Origin of the sequence: Acidovorax sp. Root219 (genome assembly GCF_001428665.1) — a bacterium.
In the GTDB taxonomy this organism is placed as follows: Bacteria; Pseudomonadota; Gammaproteobacteria; order Burkholderiales; family Burkholderiaceae_C; genus Acidovorax.
The window spans coordinates 382,966-398,053 of sequence record NZ_LMIJ01000010.1; the positions used below are offsets into that span (position 1 = coordinate 382,966).

General features: G+C 67.8%; 12 protein-coding genes. 4 read left to right on the forward strand and 8 right to left on the reverse strand.

The window, feature by feature from the left end:
- Window positions 1-10: 10 nt before the first annotated feature.
- Together ASE28_RS10110 and ASE28_RS10115 are read left to right on the forward strand one after the other, a co-directional pair.
- Window positions 11-1,042 (forward strand): serine/threonine protein kinase, encoded by a 1,032-nt coding sequence (locus ASE28_RS10110; RefSeq protein ID WP_057266476.1) that lies wholly within the window; start codon window positions 11-13, stop codon window positions 1,040-1,042.
- A 160-nt stretch (window positions 1,043-1,202) separates the two neighbouring features.
- Window positions 1,203-1,508, forward strand: coding sequence for a hypothetical protein (locus tag ASE28_RS10115; protein ID WP_057199903.1), 306 nt, complete (start codon window positions 1,203-1,205; stop codon window positions 1,506-1,508).
- Between the two features lie 73 nt (window positions 1,509-1,581).
- Here the strand turns inward: ASE28_RS10115 and htpG are convergent, their stop codons facing one another.
- A complete protein-coding gene (gene htpG, locus ASE28_RS10120; protein ID WP_057266477.1) occupies window positions 1,582-3,561 on the reverse strand; it encodes a molecular chaperone HtpG in 1,980 nt (659 codons plus the stop codon).
- A gap of 278 nt (window positions 3,562-3,839) precedes the next feature.
- Between htpG and aqpZ the strand changes: the two genes are divergently transcribed.
- Window positions 3,840-4,535, forward strand: coding sequence for an aquaporin Z (gene aqpZ / locus ASE28_RS10125; protein ID WP_057266478.1), 696 nt, complete (start codon window positions 3,840-3,842; stop codon window positions 4,533-4,535).
- Between the two features lie 52 nt (window positions 4,536-4,587).
- Here the strand turns inward: aqpZ and ASE28_RS10130 are convergent, their stop codons facing one another.
- The 6 genes from ASE28_RS10130 to ASE28_RS10155 form a co-directional block, all read right to left on the reverse strand.
- Entirely contained in the window at window positions 4,588-5,523 is a 936-nt protein-coding gene (locus ASE28_RS10130; protein WP_057199900.1) for a hypothetical protein, read from the reverse strand.
- Between the two features lie 104 nt (window positions 5,524-5,627).
- The gene (locus ASE28_RS10135) at window positions 5,628-6,872 is read right to left on the reverse strand and encodes a triacylglycerol lipase (protein WP_057266479.1); all 1,245 of its coding nucleotides are present in this window, start codon (window positions 6,870-6,872) and stop codon (window positions 5,628-5,630) included.
- Between the two features lie 204 nt (window positions 6,873-7,076).
- Window positions 7,077-7,871 (reverse strand): pseudouridine synthase, encoded by a 795-nt coding sequence (locus ASE28_RS10140; RefSeq protein ID WP_082603992.1) that lies wholly within the window; start codon window positions 7,869-7,871, stop codon window positions 7,077-7,079.
- Window positions 7,872-8,259: 388 nt separating this feature from the next.
- A complete protein-coding gene (locus ASE28_RS10145; protein ID WP_057266480.1) occupies window positions 8,260-10,611 on the reverse strand; it encodes a bifunctional diguanylate cyclase/phosphodiesterase in 2,352 nt (783 codons plus the stop codon).
- Window positions 10,608-11,246: a methylamine utilization protein gene (locus ASE28_RS10150; protein ID WP_200963926.1), complete on the reverse strand. Its 639-nt coding sequence runs from the start codon at window positions 11,244-11,246 to the stop codon at window positions 10,608-10,610. Before ASE28_RS10150 ends, ASE28_RS10145 begins: the two co-directional genes overlap by 4 nt.
- Entirely contained in the window at window positions 11,243-12,142 is a 900-nt protein-coding gene (locus ASE28_RS10155) for a DUF4394 domain-containing protein (RefSeq protein WP_057266481.1), read from the reverse strand. The genes ASE28_RS10150 and ASE28_RS10155 overlap by 4 nt, the downstream gene beginning before the upstream one ends.
- Before the next feature lie 393 nt (window positions 12,143-12,535).
- Between ASE28_RS10155 and ASE28_RS10160 the strand changes: the two genes are divergently transcribed.
- Entirely contained in the window at window positions 12,536-14,224 is a 1,689-nt protein-coding gene (locus ASE28_RS10160; protein ID WP_057266482.1) for a methyl-accepting chemotaxis protein, read from the forward strand.
- Between the two features lie 4 nt (window positions 14,225-14,228).
- On the opposite strand, the gene ASE28_RS10165 is transcribed toward ASE28_RS10160, so the two are convergent.
- Complete coding sequence (locus ASE28_RS10165) at window positions 14,229-14,957, reverse strand: Crp/Fnr family transcriptional regulator (protein WP_057199895.1); 729 nt, start codon at window positions 14,955-14,957, stop codon at window positions 14,229-14,231.
- Between the last annotated feature and the right edge of the window lie 131 nt (window positions 14,958-15,088).

The window sequence follows — 15,088 nt, forward strand, 5'->3', positions numbered from 1 at the left end:
ACAATGGGGCATGAACCGACTGCCCCCGACCGACCCCACCGCCGCCCCCAGCGCCTCTGACCTGCACCCCTACGCGCGCCTGACGCCGGACCAGGTGCTCGACGCACTGGCCAGCGTGGGCCTGTACGGAGACGGCCGGCTCATGGCCCTGTCGTCCTATGAGAACCGTGTCTACCAGGTTTCGCTCGAAGACGGCCAGCGCGTGGTGGCCAAGTTCTACCGCCCCAGTCGCTGGACGGACGCCCAGATCCTCGAAGAGCATGCCTTTGCCGCCGAACTGATGGCGGCCGAGGTGCCGGCCGTGGGCCCGATGGCACTGAACGGCAGCACCCTGCACACCCACGGCGGCTTTGCCTTTTCCGTGAGCCCCTGGCGCGGCGGGCGCGGGCCCGAGCTCGACGACTTCGAGGTGCTCGAGTGGATCGGCCGCTTTCTGGCCCGCATCCACACCGTGGGCTCGGCCCGGCCCTTCACGCACCGCCCTGCGCTGGACCTGCAGGGCTTTGGCACGGCATCGCGCGACTGGCTGCTGGGCCACGACATGATTCCGCTGGACATGCAATCGGCCTGGCGCGAGCAGTGCGAGAAGGCGCTTGCGCTGGTGGCGGCCAGCAGCCTGCAGAATGCCAAGGCCATCCGCCTGCATGGTGACTGCCACCCCGGCAACATCCTCTGGACGCCGACCGACCTGCCCGGCGGCGGTCCGCACTTCGTGGACCTGGACGACGCGCGCATGGGCCCGGCCGTGCAGGATCTTTGGATGCTGCTGTCCGGCGACCGGCGCCAGCGCACGCAGCAGCTCAGTGCCCTGATCGAAGGCTACGAGCAGTTCCGCAGCTTCGACCGGCGCGAGCTGGCCCTGGTCGAGCCGCTGCGCACACTGCGCCTGATCCACTACAGCGCCTGGCTGGCGCGGCGCTGGGAGGACCCGATCTTCCCGGCCACCTTCCCCTGGTTCGGCAGCAGCGACTACTGGCGCGGCCAGGTGGACATGCTGATCGAGCAATGCGAAGCCATGGGCGAAGAGCCACTGAGCGCCTGAAGAAGGCGCATCGCGCAGGGCGATGCAGGGCCAGATCCGTGCGCAAGCGCTGGGAATGCAGCCAGTCTTGCGGCCGGGGAAAGGACCATTGGCGCTTGGGGCCCGAGCGGGCCTCGTATATGCTTGAAGCCATCTTTGCTATTGCACACTGGCCAGTCCCATGAAAGACCTGTTCCGCAACCTTCTCTCGATCCGCCAGCAACGCAAGCCGGCCCCCGTGGGCAGCGTGCCTGCAGTGGGGATCGCCATCATCCGTGGCGACGTCAAGATGACCGTCACCGAGCCCATCTCGCGCGACCTGTGGAGCTGGATGGTGCTGTCGGGCTGGCGCAATGTGCCGGTCAAGAACGACCGCCGCCAGTACACCGAGCTGCCCGACGGTCTGCTCAAGCAGTTGATCGATGCGGCGCCGACCGAGCGCGACGCCGTCCACGCCCGCATCATGGCCAAAGCAAAGGAAGAGTGACGACGACGCCACTCTCCAAGGCGCCCCGGACTCCTGTCGGTGCAGCCGCCCGGGGCAGCTGCACGAGCAGGCATCACACCAGCAAGGCGTTCACGCGCTTGACGTAGGCCGCTGGGTCGGCAGGCAGGCCGCCCTCGGCCAGCAGGGCCTGGTCGAACAGGATGTGCGCCAGGTCATGGAAATGCACGCTGCCTTCGAGCTTCTTGACCAGGGCATGCTCGGCATTCACCTCCAGCACGGGCTTGGACTCGGGTGCCTGCTGGCCGGCCTGCTTGAGCATGCGGGCCAGCTGGGTGCTCATGCCATCGTCCTGGACCACCAGGCAGGCCGGTGAGTCGACCAGGCGCGTGGTCACGCGCACGTCCTCGGCCTTGTCCTTCAGGGCCTCCTTGAGCTTGGCCAGCAGCGGCTTGAAGGCCTCGGCGGCCTCTTCGGCGGCCTTCTTCTCGGCCTCGTCCTGCAGCGAACCCAGGTCCACCGCGCCCTTGGCCACGCTTTGCAGCGGGGTGCCATCGAACTCGTTGAGGTAGTTCAGCGCCCACTCGTCCACGCGGTCGGTCATCAGCAGCACTTCGATGCCCTTCTTCTTGAAGACTTCGAGCTGCGGGCTGTTCTTGGCTGCGGCCAGGGTGTCGGCAGTGATGTAGTAGATGGCCTCCTGGCCGTCCTTCATGCGTGCCTTGTAGTCGGCGAAGCTGACGCTGGCGGTGTCGCTGGTGGTGCTGGCAAAGCGCAGCAGCTTGGCCAGGCGCTCGCGGTTGCCAAAATCCTCGCCCAGGCCTTCCTTGAGCACCGAGCCGAATTCGGCGTAGAACGCGCTGTACTTGCCTTCCTTGGCCTGGTCGTCGGCATCGACCACGTCGGTCACACCGTCGACACCGGCGGCGGCGGCTTCATGCTTGTCGTGCTTGGCCAGGTCTTCGAGCATGGACAGCACGCGCTTGGTCGAGCCTTCGCGGATGGCGCGCACGTCGCGGCTTTCCTGCAGCAGCTCGCGGCTCACGTTCAGGGGCAGGTCGGCCGAGTCGATCACGCCCTTGACGAAGCGCAGGTAGGTGGGCATCAGCGCTTCGGCGTCGTCCATGATGAACACGCGCTTGACGTACAGCTTCACGCCGGCCTTCTTGTCGCGGTTCCACAGGTCGAACGGCGCCTTGGCGGGGATGTACAGCAGCTGCGTGTACTCGGTGTTGCCTTCCACGCGGTTGTGCGCCCAGGTCAGCGGGGCCTCGTGGTCGTGGCTGATGGCCTTGTAGAACTCCTGGTACTGCTCTTCGGAGATGTCCTTCTTGGGGCGCGTCCACAGGGCACTGGCCTTGTTGATGGTTTCCCACTCGCCGGTCTTGGCCATGCCGCCGGGCTGGCGCCCGCCGCTCTCGTCCGCAGGGTTGATCAGCTCGCCGTCCTTCCACTCTTCCTTTTCCATCAGGATGGGCAGGCTGATGTGGTCCGAATATTTGGCGATGACGGACTTGAGCTTCCAGGCGTTGAGGTATTCCTCGGCATCGTCGCGCAGGTGCAGGATGATGCTGGTGCCGCGCTCGGCACGGGTGATGGCCTCCACCTCGAAGTCCCCGGTGCCGCCGCTGGTCCAGCGCACACCCTCTTCGGCCGGCACGCCGGCACGGCGCGACTCCACAGTGATCTTGTCGGCGACGATGAAGCCGGAGTAAAAGCCCACGCCGAACTGGCCGATGAGCTGCGCATCGGCCTTCTGGTCGCCCGAGAGCTTGCCCATGAAGTCCTTGGTGCCGCTCTTGGCGATGGTGCCCAGGTGGTCGATGGCTTCCTGCGCCGTCATGCCGATGCCGTTGTCGGTGATGGTCAGCGTCTTGGCGGCCTGGTCGAAGGACACCCGCACTTCGAGGTTGGGCGCGTCTTCGTACAAGGCATTGTTGTTCAGGGCCTCGAAGCGCAGCTTGTCGCAGGCGTCCGAGGCGTTGGAGATCAGCTCGCGCAGGAAGATTTCCTGGTTGGAGTACAGCGAGTGGGTGACCAGGTGCAGAAGCTGGGCCACTTCGGCCTGGAACGACAGGGTTTGTTTGTTGCTCATGGTGTCTTGGAGTTGCTTTCGAACGGTCTCGGGGAGCGCCGTCGGCACGCCAGAGGCCAGCGTGCAAAGGACGTTCGCGGGTGCTCAGCTCGGGGCGTATCCGCCGATTTCAAGGCTGGCGCTGCGCGGATGGCCGCCGGCCAGCGCAGCCCGGCGGCGAGCTTACCGCGCATTGTTGACAATTGGCGGGCCATTGGCGCCGGTATTGCCTATTTTGCCGCCATAAGATGCACCCGTGCTGCGGCGGGGTGCCGCCAGCCGTGCCTTTGGAATCCCCCATGCCCACCTCCCTGCAAAAATGGTCTGCCGAGTTCCTCGGTACTTTCTGGCTCACGTTCGGCGGCTGCGGCAGCGCCGTGCTGGCCGCCGCGTTCCCCCAGCTGGGCATCGGCTTCCTGGGCGTTTCCCTGGCGTTCGGCCTCACGGTGCTCACGGGCGCCTATGCACTGGGGCCCATCTCCGGCGGGCATTTCAACCCGGCGGTGTCGGTCGGTCTGGTCATCGGGGGCCGGTTCAAGGCGGCCGAGCTGCCAAGCTACATCGCCGCCCAGGTGCTGGGCGCCATCGTGGCGGCAGGCGCGCTCTACCTGATCGCGACCGGCAAGCCCGGGGCCGACATTGGCGGATTTGCCACCAACGGCTATGGCGAGCACTCCCCAGGCGGCTATGGCCTGATGGCCGCCGTGGTGACCGAAGTGGTGCTCACGGCCGTGTTCCTCATCGTGATCCTGGGCGCCACCTCGCGCCGGGCGGCCGAAGGCGTGGGCGGGCTGGCGATTGGCCTGTGCCTGACGCTGATCCACCTGATCTCGATCCCGGTGACCAACACCTCGGTCAATCCGGCGCGCAGCACCGGCCCGGCCCTGTTCGGCCCGGGTTATGCGCTGTCGGAGCTGTGGGTCTTCTGGGCCGCCCCCCTGGTCGGCGCCCTGTTGGGCGCAGCCCTGTACCGGGTTCTCTTCGGCGAAGATTGACCGAAGGGCGCAGGGGAGGGCAGCACTCAGCCCCTCCCCTCGCCAAGCCACCTTAGCGGTCGAGCGTGATGCGCTGAATCAGCGCTTGCAGGATATTGTCGGCCTTGTCATTGGCCACTTGGCAGGTGCCTGCGGCGGCATGGCCGCCACCGCCGAACTCCAGCATGAGGTTGCCCACATGGGTCTGGCTGCTGCGGTCCAGGATGGATTTGCCGGTGGCCAGCACGGTGTTCTGCTTTTGCAGCCCCCACATCATGTGGATGGAGATGTTGGCCGTGGGGAACAGCGCGTAGATCATGAAGCGGTTGGTCGCCCAGATGGTCTCCTCGTCGCGCAGGTCCAGCACCACCAGGTTGCTGATCTTGATGGCGCAGCGCAGCAGTTGATCCTTGGCCTTGGGCGCGTGCTCGCGGTAGAGCGCCACGCGCTCCTGCACGTCGGGCAGCGCCAGGATCTCTTCGATGGTGTGGTCGCGGCAGTACTTGATGAGGTCCATCATCAGCGCGTAGTTGCTGATGCGGAACTCGCGGAAGCGCCCCAGGCCGGTGCGCGAATCCATGAGGTAATTGAGCAGCACCCAGCCCTCGGGGTTCAGGATGTCCTCGCGCGAGTACTGGGCCGAGTCTGCCTGGTCCACCGCCGCCATCATCTCGTCGGTGATGCGTGGGAACGCCGCCTTGCCACCATAGTGGTTGTAGACCACGCGTGCCGCCGAGGGCGCATGCGCCTCGATGATGTGGTTGCTGTCGCGCCGCCCCGAGTTGCGGACGGTTTCAGATTCATGGTGGTCGAACACCAGATGCGCGCCAGGCACATAGGGCAGGTTGGTGGTGATGTCCCGTTCGGTGATCGGTACCTTGCCGTCCTGCATGTCCTTGGGGTGCACGAAGGTGATGTCATCGATCAGGTCCAGCTCATTGAGCAGCACGGCACACACCAGGCCGTCAAAGTCGCTGCGGGTCACGAGGCGGTATTTTTTGTCGCTCACTGCGTTTCTCCTTGTTACATGCGGCGCGAATGGCACGATGGTAGCAATGCCCGCGCCCCAGTTGGCGCGCGAGCACAAATAAAGGCGACAGCCGGCACTGGTGTTCAGCCTGCCGGTGCGAGCCAAAGCGCCAGTTGCCGCGCCACACGGACATTGCCCAGCAATTGCAGGTGGCCCACCCGGTGTACCACGCACTGCTGCGCTGCGGCAAACGCCAGGCGCCTCGCAGGGTCATCATGCCAGCCCAGGGCGCTGTGCAGCGGCACCAGGCCGTCGCCCACCAGCCGCTCGGCCACGGGGCTGCGCTGGGCAGCCAGGGTGGCTGCCACGGTACAGCACAGCACGCCCTCAGGCAATGGCAGGTGGGTGCGCACATCCGGGCTCTTGCGGAAACGATCGCGCCCCTGCCAGTCGGCATCCAGCACATGGCCATAGCGAAGGTCGGTGATGCCGCCGCTGCGCAGCTGGGCCAGGCGGGCGAAGGGGCGCGAGTACGGGGTGCTGCCCAGCAGCGCATCCACCCAGTGGCCGGCACGCTCCAGCGGCGCGCCATGGTGCGGCGTGCCCAGGCACACCAGGTGGCGCAACAGGTCGCGCCAGGGCAGGCCCGCCTGCTCGGCCTGCTGGCAGGCGCTGCGCGCCACCAGCCCACCCATGCTGTGGCCCACGATGCTGAGGTGCGTGACCGGCACCGGCCAGGCCGCCACCAGGGTCTGCAACTGGCGCGCCAGCTCGGCACCATTGGTGGAGGTGTGCAGCCCGGTGTTGTAGCGCAGGTACACAGGCCTGCAGCCCAGCTCCTGCGCCAGGTGCGCGCCATGGTCATGGCCCTCGTGCTCCCACTGCAGGTCGTTCATGCACAGGCCATGCACCAGCACCAGCAGGTGGCCCGATGCCGTGCCCGCCGCCCCCAGGGCCACCGGATCCAGCGGCCGGCCCTGCTGGTAGAAGCCCATGGAGGTGGCCAGCGGGTTGCAATCCTCCGCCAGGCGGTCACCCATCACGCCATTGAGCGCGGCCAGCACGGCCTGGCGCTCGCGCGGCACCGCCTGCGCCTCTTCGGGCACGCCCATGATGAACGGCTCCAGCCGCACCAAGGCTGCCTGCAGGCCGGCATCCACCAGGCTGGTGATGCCCCGCACGCTGCCATAGACCACGCCGGTCAGGCCGCGCGTGCGGCCCGGCGTGGGGCCTCCCGGCAGGCCCATCGTGCCCAGCACCGATTGGTGCACCCCTTCAGCCACGCGGCTGATGCTGGCCGTGGCCTGGGTGGCCAGGCGGGCCACCCCCCGCAGGTCGGAGGGACGCAGCTGGCGCAGGGCACGCGCGAGGGAGGGTTTGGATGGCATGGCTGGCTCCGGTGAATGAAAAGTGGCGGAGCCGCGCGGGACTCAGAGGCTGAGAATTTTTTAGCCGTGTCCGAAGGGCGCGTCAAAACGCACTGGATCTAGGCGCAAAGCACAGCCATAGCTCGGGCTATGGCGAGCATTTGCAACGACGAACAAGGGTGTTTTGGCGTGCACAGCGGGCATGGATGAAAGACTCTCAGCCTCTCAGAATTGCTCGTGCGGCAACAGGTAGCGCCATTGCCCCACGGGCAGGTTGCCCAGCGTCACCCGCCCGATGCGGATGCGCTTGAGCCCCACCACCTTGAGGCCCACCTGCTCGCACATGCGGCGGATCTGGCGCTTCTTGCCCTCGGTGAGCACGAAGCGCAGCTGCTCGGGGTTCTGCCACTCCACCCGGGCCTGCTTGAGCGGCTGGCCGTCGAGCTCCAGCCCATGGCACAGGCGCGCCAGCTGTGCAGGCGGAAACGCCGCCTGCACGTCGAGCGCCACATCCCCGTACTGCACGCGCACCAGGTACTCCTTGTCCACGGTGGAGTCCTCGCCGATCAGCTGGCGCGCTACGCGCCCATCCTGCGTGAGCACCAGCAGCCCCACGGAGTCGATGTCCAGCCGGCCGGCCGGCGCCAGGCCGCGCAACTGCGGCGGCGAAAAACGCATGCGCCCCGGGTCGTCGCGCCAGTGGGTGCGGGGGTTGATCAGCGCCACGGCAGGCGTGTGGCCGTCCTCGGCCTGCCCGCTCACGTAGCCCATGGGCTTGTGCAGCAGGATGGTGACCTGCTGCTCCTGCTGGCCCTGGGCCCGCTTGTCGACCTCGATGCGGTCGGCCGGCAGCACCTGCAGGCCCATAGGCGCCACCTCGCCGTTGACCTTGACCCAGCCCTGGGCAATCCAGTCGTCGGCTTCGCGGCGCGAGCACAGGCCCAGCTCGGCCATGCGTTTGTTCAGGCGCGAGGTGCCTGCAGCGGCTGCGGTGACCTTGACCGGCACCGCTGGGCGCACGGGAGCAGCAGGGGCGGACGGCCGGACACCCTTGGCAGAAGCGGCTCCACGCGGGGCGGCCGGCGGCGCGGGTTCTGCTCGCCACACGTTGCCGCGTGCCGAGGGCGCTGCAGCGGCAGGGCGGGACGGCGGGCGCGCATCGGGCCGCGCATTGCCACGGACAGCACCAGGCGCAGGGGCGCGGGACGTGGCCGCAGCGGGTGACGAAGAAGCAACAGGCGGCGCGGCGGGTCGGCGCAACACGGCGCGCCGGGGCAGCGGGTCACCAGGCTCGGCGGCTGGGGCGGCAGGAGGACGGGAAGAAGGCATTGCCCGTATTTTCACCTCTGCGCAGGCATTTGGGCGGCCAAGCTTGCAAAGCGGGCACCAAATGGCGGCCCCGTAGCCGTTATGGCGTGGCGGCGTTGGCGATCTGGCGGGACTGCCAGGCCAGGAAGTCTTCGGCCCCCAGCGGGCGGCTGATGTGGTAGCCCTGCGCCTCATCGCAGGACAGGGCGCGCAACCGGTCCAGGATGGCCAGGGTCTCCACCCCCTCGGCCACCACCGTGAGGCCCAGGTTGTGGGCCAGGTCAATGGTGGAGCGCACGATCATCGCATCGTCCTCGCCGGACTCCATGCCCATCACGAAGGATTTGTCGATCTTGAGCTCGTCCACCGGCAGGCGCTTGAGGTAGGCCAGCGACGAATACCCCGTGCCGAAATCGTCGATGGACAGCTTGAAGCCCTGCTCGGACAGCCGGTTGAGCATGGCCTCGGCGCGCTGGGGGTCGTCCATGATCGCGCTTTCGGTGATCTCCAGGCAGAAGGCGCTGGCCTGCACGCCATGGCGCGCAAGGATGGTGGCCAGGCGCGCGCTGAGCTCCGGGTCCAGCAGGTCGCGCGTGGAGAGGTTGACCGATATGCGCAGCGGCATCTCCGCCGTGCGCGGGTCGGCCAACAGGCGCGCCACCTCCTCGAACATCCACAGCGTGAGCTGGCGCACAAAGCCCGTCTGCTCGGCAAACGGGATGAAGTCCATCGGCGGCACCAGGCCGCGCTGCGGGTGCTGCCAGCGCACCAGCGCTTCGGCCGCCAGGCCCGCCTGGCCATGCAGGGGCACCTTGGGCTGCAGGTACAGGCGCAGCTCGTTATGCTCCACGGCGTGGCGCAGCTCGGTCAGCAGCGACAGGGTCTGCGTGCTGGCCGAGTCGAAGGAGGCGTCGTAGCGCAGCGCGCCGGTGAGCTTGCGCTTGGCGGCGTACATGGCGATCTCGGAGCGGCTGAGCAGGGTGTCGGCATCACCAGCGTCGGCCGGCCAGCAGGCGAAGCCCATGCCGGCACTCAGGTCCACCGTCTGGTCCTCGAAGGCCAGGGGCTCCTCGAACGACTGGTTGATGCCCTGGGCCAGCGCGTACGCCTCCTGGGCACCCGTGCGCAGCAGCAGCGCGAACTCGTTGCCGCCGAGCCGGGCCACCATGTCGCTGTCACCCGGCAACTGCTTTTGCAGGCGCTCGGCCACGGCCTGCAGCAGGCGGTCGCCGAAGGCATAGCCGAGCACGTCGTTCACGTGCTTGAAACGGTCCAGGTCGAGCGTCAGCACCGTCAAGGGCTGCACGGAGCCTTCCTCCTGTGCGGCGATGGCGTGCACCACCGCCTCGCGAAAGCGCTCGCGGTTGGGCAGGCCCGTGAGCCGGTCCCAATAAGCCAGGCGGCGGATTTCGGCCTGCTGGCTGCCGATGTCCAGGCGCATGCGGTCGAAGGAGCGGGCCAGGTTGCCGATCTCGTCCTGGCGCCCGGTATGCGAGAGCGGCACCCCGTATTCGCCGCGCGACAGGCGCTGCGTGGCGGCCAGCAGGGAGCGCAGGGGCGTGGCCAGGCGCTGCGCCACCAGGCCGGTGCCCGCCGCAAACAGCAGCACGCCGGCCACGGTGATGATGGCCAGCAGCACCTGCAATTGCTGGTAGGGGGCCACCACCTCGTCCACCGAGCGCAGCAGCAGTGTTTTCACTTCACTGCCCGCGTTGCCCAGCGGGGCCTCGCGCACCAACAGCGTGCCCTCATCGGTCTTGAGCTCCGCAATCGGCAGGCCCTGGCGATGAAGGCCGGCCAGCGCCGGGCCCGACAGCGTGGTCACGGGCACCGACACACGGCCATCCGCCGCCCTGACCACCACGGCCACTTGCACCGACAGCAGTTGCCGCATTTCCTCGGCCAGTGGCTGGCCGATGGGAAAACCCATCAGCACCCACCCGATGACCACCGGCGCGCGCATGGGCACCATCACGAACTGGTAGGGCACGCCGGCCATCACCGCCACCTGGCTGCCCTGCGGCTGGGCCGCCAGCGGTGGCACGACCTGGCGCAGCGTGGCGGGAAAATCCAGCATGTCGTCCGACAGGCTGGCGGCGCGCAGCTCCAGGTTGGTGCCCAGCAGCGCCGTCACGGCCGCGCCGATGCGGTTGCCATGGTTCTCCAGCACCGACTGGATAGTCTCCTCGTCATCGGAATTGATGGCCGAGCGAAAGCCATAGTCGGCCGCCAGCAGGGCCGAGCCCTGGCGCAGCTTGTCCGCGTTCTGGTCCAGCAGGCGCCGCCAGACGTTCTCGTCGGTATCGAGGGCGCGGGCGATCTGGCTGCGCGCATTGCGCTCGATGCTGGCACGCACCACGGCAAAGCCCGCCGCCTGCACGATGAGCAGCAGCAGCAGCGAGATGCCCACCAGCTTCAGGATGAGGCTGCGCCGCAACAGGGACAGGTTCAAGGCTGCAGTCCCGCCATGCGCACCGAGGCGCTGGCATTGCCGGTGGCCGCAACGGTCAGTGCCTGCTCCAGCGCCGGCGCCCCCACCGGCAACCGGTGGTGCCAGGCCCGGAGCTTGTAGGTGCCCGGGGCCACGTTGTCGATCTGGGCCTTGCCCGTCGCGGGCGAGCTGGCGTAGTAGGGGGTGTCCACCACCAGGATCCAGCCGGTCATCTGGTCATGGATGTTGCAGCCCAGCACCACCACCCCTGCCTGGTCGAAAAGAACCGGCTTGGCGGGCGTTCCGGCGTAGAGCTTGAGCTCGAACTTCTTCGTGGGCGAGAAGGAATAGACGTGGTGGCGCACCGTGTCGCGGTTGGGGAACAGCACCTCCGTGCCCACCGGCACCACCATCATCACGGGTACGAACTGGCGCTTTTCCTGCGCCATCTCCACACCGGGCTGGGGTTTGACCAGGCGCCTGGCCTCGGCCGATTCGAGGAACACCACGGCATCGGCCAGCGGCTTGCCCGCAGCATCGGTCAGCTCCACCTGCACCGAGGCCGCATGCGCCACGCCCGCCATGGCCGACACACAGCCGGCCAACACACACCCGTGCGCCAGCAGCCGTTGCGCCAGGACGGGCCGCGCACTCATGGCTCTATCGCCATGCCCGCCAGAGGGGCCCCACTGCCGATCACGCCCAGCGAGACGGCGCGGCCGGTCTCCAGATCTACCTTGTACAGGCGCGAGCGCGGATCGCCGGAAGTGCGCGCCGCCAGCAGGGCCACGTTGCCCACGTCGGAGATGTCAAAGGAGGCATCGGACAGCGGCCCCAGGCCCAACGGGCCCACAGTGCGCAGTTGGCCCGTGTTGGGCGAGACCACGGGCGTGGTGCCCTCGCGCGAGCCTTGCATCACCAGCGCGCCCCGGGCACGGTCGATGGCGTAGTTGGTGGTGATCTTGCTGTCCTGCGGGTTGTAGGTGTAGCCGGCGGCCACCACGTCGGGCACACGGCCAACGTTCACATCACCAGGCGCGTAGTGCAGCACGGGGTCGGGCTGCACGCCCGGCTGGGCGGGGTCGCCATCGACCACGGCGCCGGTGTCCGGGTGCAGCCGCAGGTTCAGCCCGGAGGACGACACCACGCGGATGCGGTCCGCCGCCGGATTGAAATCGACACCGAAAGACCCACCCGTGAGCGGCAGCGCGGCCGGCGCGGAGCCCACAGCCGTCAGTGCCCCGGAAGAAATATCCAGCGTGTACAGGCGCCCCGCTTGGGACAGGGCGTACAGCACGCCCTTGGCCACGCGGAAATCCACACCGACCAGGCGCTCGCCCGAGGCCAGGCCCGTCACGCGCCGGCGCTCCAGCACGGTATCGGGTCGGCGCGCATCGAACACGATGAGTTCGTGGTCTGCCGTCACGGCCACGAGGCGCTCTCGTCGCTCCGATGCATCAGGCATCGGGCCGCCGGTGCATGCGGCCAGACCCATCAGCACCATCGTGGCCAGGACACCATGCAGAGGGCGGAAAGTGTGGAAGCGGCTCATGGAGGACCTTTGCTGAAACTGTAACGGGTTTATACCCGATAGGGCTTCGGCATGCTGCACTAGAGTGAACATCCTGCGCTAGCGCTCCCGTCAAAAACGATAGCACCCACTCCATGCGGAATATGTAACAAGAGACGTTTGATGGCCTGCGAATCGGCAAGCACCCAAGGGTTCCCCCTGGCCCGCACCCATGCGCCGGGCATGGCACCCCATTTGTAACAGCGGCCATGCGCGCTGCGCATGGGGCCATCCTGAAGCGTCATAACACTTTGTGACATTTGTCCCTACACTGTGTACGCCCACCCTGCGCCACGATAGTGACAGGCCACCCGCCTGCCTGGGCACCGTTATTGCTTCGTGTTACCCCATTGCATTCAACAGCCAAGGACCTCCATGCCGGCCGCCTCGCCTATCAAATCCCTGTCGATCTCCAGCCGCCTGGGCCTGGGCTTCGGTTGCCTGCTGGTCCTGCTGATGGCAGTGGCCGCCGTGGGCCAGCTCTCGGTGGGAAAACTGCACGAGCATCTGCAGCAGGTCACCGGCACCGGGGCCACCAAGACCCGGCTGGTCAACGAAATGCTGGACAGCGTGAGCGCCATCGGCATCCAGAGCCGCTCTGCCGCCATGCTCAACGAGATCGATCCCAAGCAGGCCCGCGACCAGATCAAGAACGCCGAAAAATCCGTGCAGGGCTATGCGCGCCAGGAGGCCAGCCTGTCGGACCTGTTCAAGGCCGACGGCACCACCGATGCCGAGCGTAAGCTGCTGGCCGAGGTGCAGGAATTCGGCCGCAAGAGCCGCCCCGAGCTGGACTCCGCGATGAAGGCCGCCGACGATGGCGACACCGTGAGCGCCACGCTGAACCTCATGACCAAAGTCGCGCCGCTGGAAACCGCCTGGCGCGGCAAGCTGGCCGAGCTGATCGAACTGCAGAACACCTTGAACAGCCAGGCCACGGCCTCGGCCGAGGTGACACAGAGCCGGGCGCGCTGGACGGGTGGTGCGCTGGTGCTGCTGGCCATTGGCCTGGGCGCCCTCATCGCCTGGCGCATCACGAGCAGCATCACCGCCCCCATCGGCCGTGCGGTGGTGGTGGCCGAGCGCATTGCACGCGGCGACCTGACCTCGCAGGTGGAAGTGCGCATCCACGATGAGACCGGCCGCCTGCTCGAAGCCATTGCCGCCATGCAGGACCGGCTGCGCAGCCTGGTGGGTGACATCGGCGGCACGGCGGAATCCATCCTCGTGGCCAGCTCCGAAGTCGCCTCGGGCAACCTCGACCTGAGCCAGCGCACCGAGCAGACTTCGCACAACCTGCAGGGCGCCGCCAATGCCCTGGCCGATCTGACGGGCACCGTGTCGCAAAGCGCCGACGCCGCGCGCCAGGCCAACCAGCTCGCCTCCTCGGCGTCGGACGCGGCCACGCGTGGCGGTGAAGTGGTCTCGCAGGTGGTACGCACCATGGACACCATCAGTGGCAGCTCGCGCAAGATCGCCGACATCACCAGCGTGATCGACGGCATTGCCTTCCAGACCAACATCCTGGCGCTCAATGCGGCGGTGGAAGCCGCCCGTGCGGGCGAGCAAGGCCGCGGCTTTGCCGTGGTGGCCAGCGAGGTACGCAGCCTGGCCGGGCGCGCAGCCCAGGCCGCCAAGGAAATCAAGACGCTGATCGGCGCCAGCGTCGAGCATGTGCAGGAGGGCAGCGCCCTGGTGAACCACGCGGGCAAGACCATCGAGGAACTGGTGATGTCCGTGCGCCGCGTGTCCGACATCATGGGCGAGATCACCGCCGCCACGCAGGAGCAGAGCCAGCGCATCGGCGAGGTCAGCCATTCGGTGGGCGCGCTCGAAGAGATGACGCAGCAGAACGCCGCGCTGGTGGAGGAAGGTGCTGCCGCCGCCGACAGCCTCAAGGAACAGGCCAGCCGCCTGACGCAGATGGTGCACACCTTCCGCCTGAGCCGCGACCGCACCGACGACCGCGAATGGAGTGGCTCCCCAGACGCCGCGGCCTCCGTGCCAGCCCCCACTCCACTGGGCCAGCGCACGGCTGCCATGCCCGCGCTGCCGCGCGCCTGAGCATTTAGCGCGGCTCAGCCAGGCGCTGAAAGATGCTGGACTGCAGCGCCGCCAGGTCCAGCACCCGCAGGCCGCCGTATTCCACGCGGATGGCGCCCTCCACTTCCAGCGCCGCCAGCGCCTCGTTCACGCGCTGGCGCGACAAGCCCACCAGATAGGCCAGTTCCTGCTGCGTGATGCGCAGCACCTCGCCCACCCCGGGGTAAAGCACCGGGTTGAACAGCGAGGCCAGGCTGCGCGCCACGCGCACATCAGGGTTGTTCAGCCGGTCGATCTCACGCGCCGCGATGAACTGGCCCAGCCGCTCGTTGAGCTGGTTCATCACGAAGCGGTTGAAGCCGATGGAATGGTCCAGCAGCCAGTGGAAGGTGTCGATCGGCAGACCGGCCACGATGCTCTTGCGCAGCGCCTGGATGTTGTAGCGGTAGGGCTCGCGCTTCATGGCCGTGCCCTCGCCGAACCAGCCGCCGGGCGGCACGCCGGTGTAGGTCATGGTCTGGCCCTGTGCGTTGTCGCTGCTCATCTTCAGCAGCCCCTCCACCACACCGAACCAGTAGGTCACGGGCCGGCCCACGCGGCACACGTAATCCCCCGGCGCGGCATCGCCCACCAACAGGGCTGCCTCGGCGCGTTCGCGCTCGGCGGGCTGCAGCGGCCTCAGCCACGGGATGTTGGCCAGCTCGGCCTCGGTGGGCAGGCGCCGGCGCTGGTGCAGTGACAGATCCTGGTTCATGGAGCGCGATGGAGGGGCGAAGCGGGCGGAGTGCGTGCGGGAATACCACGATGCGAATTGTCGCCGCAACGATAGATCTGCGCCAATCGCCTGCGGATGATGGCCGCCTGCCAGGCATTTTCGCGCGCGGC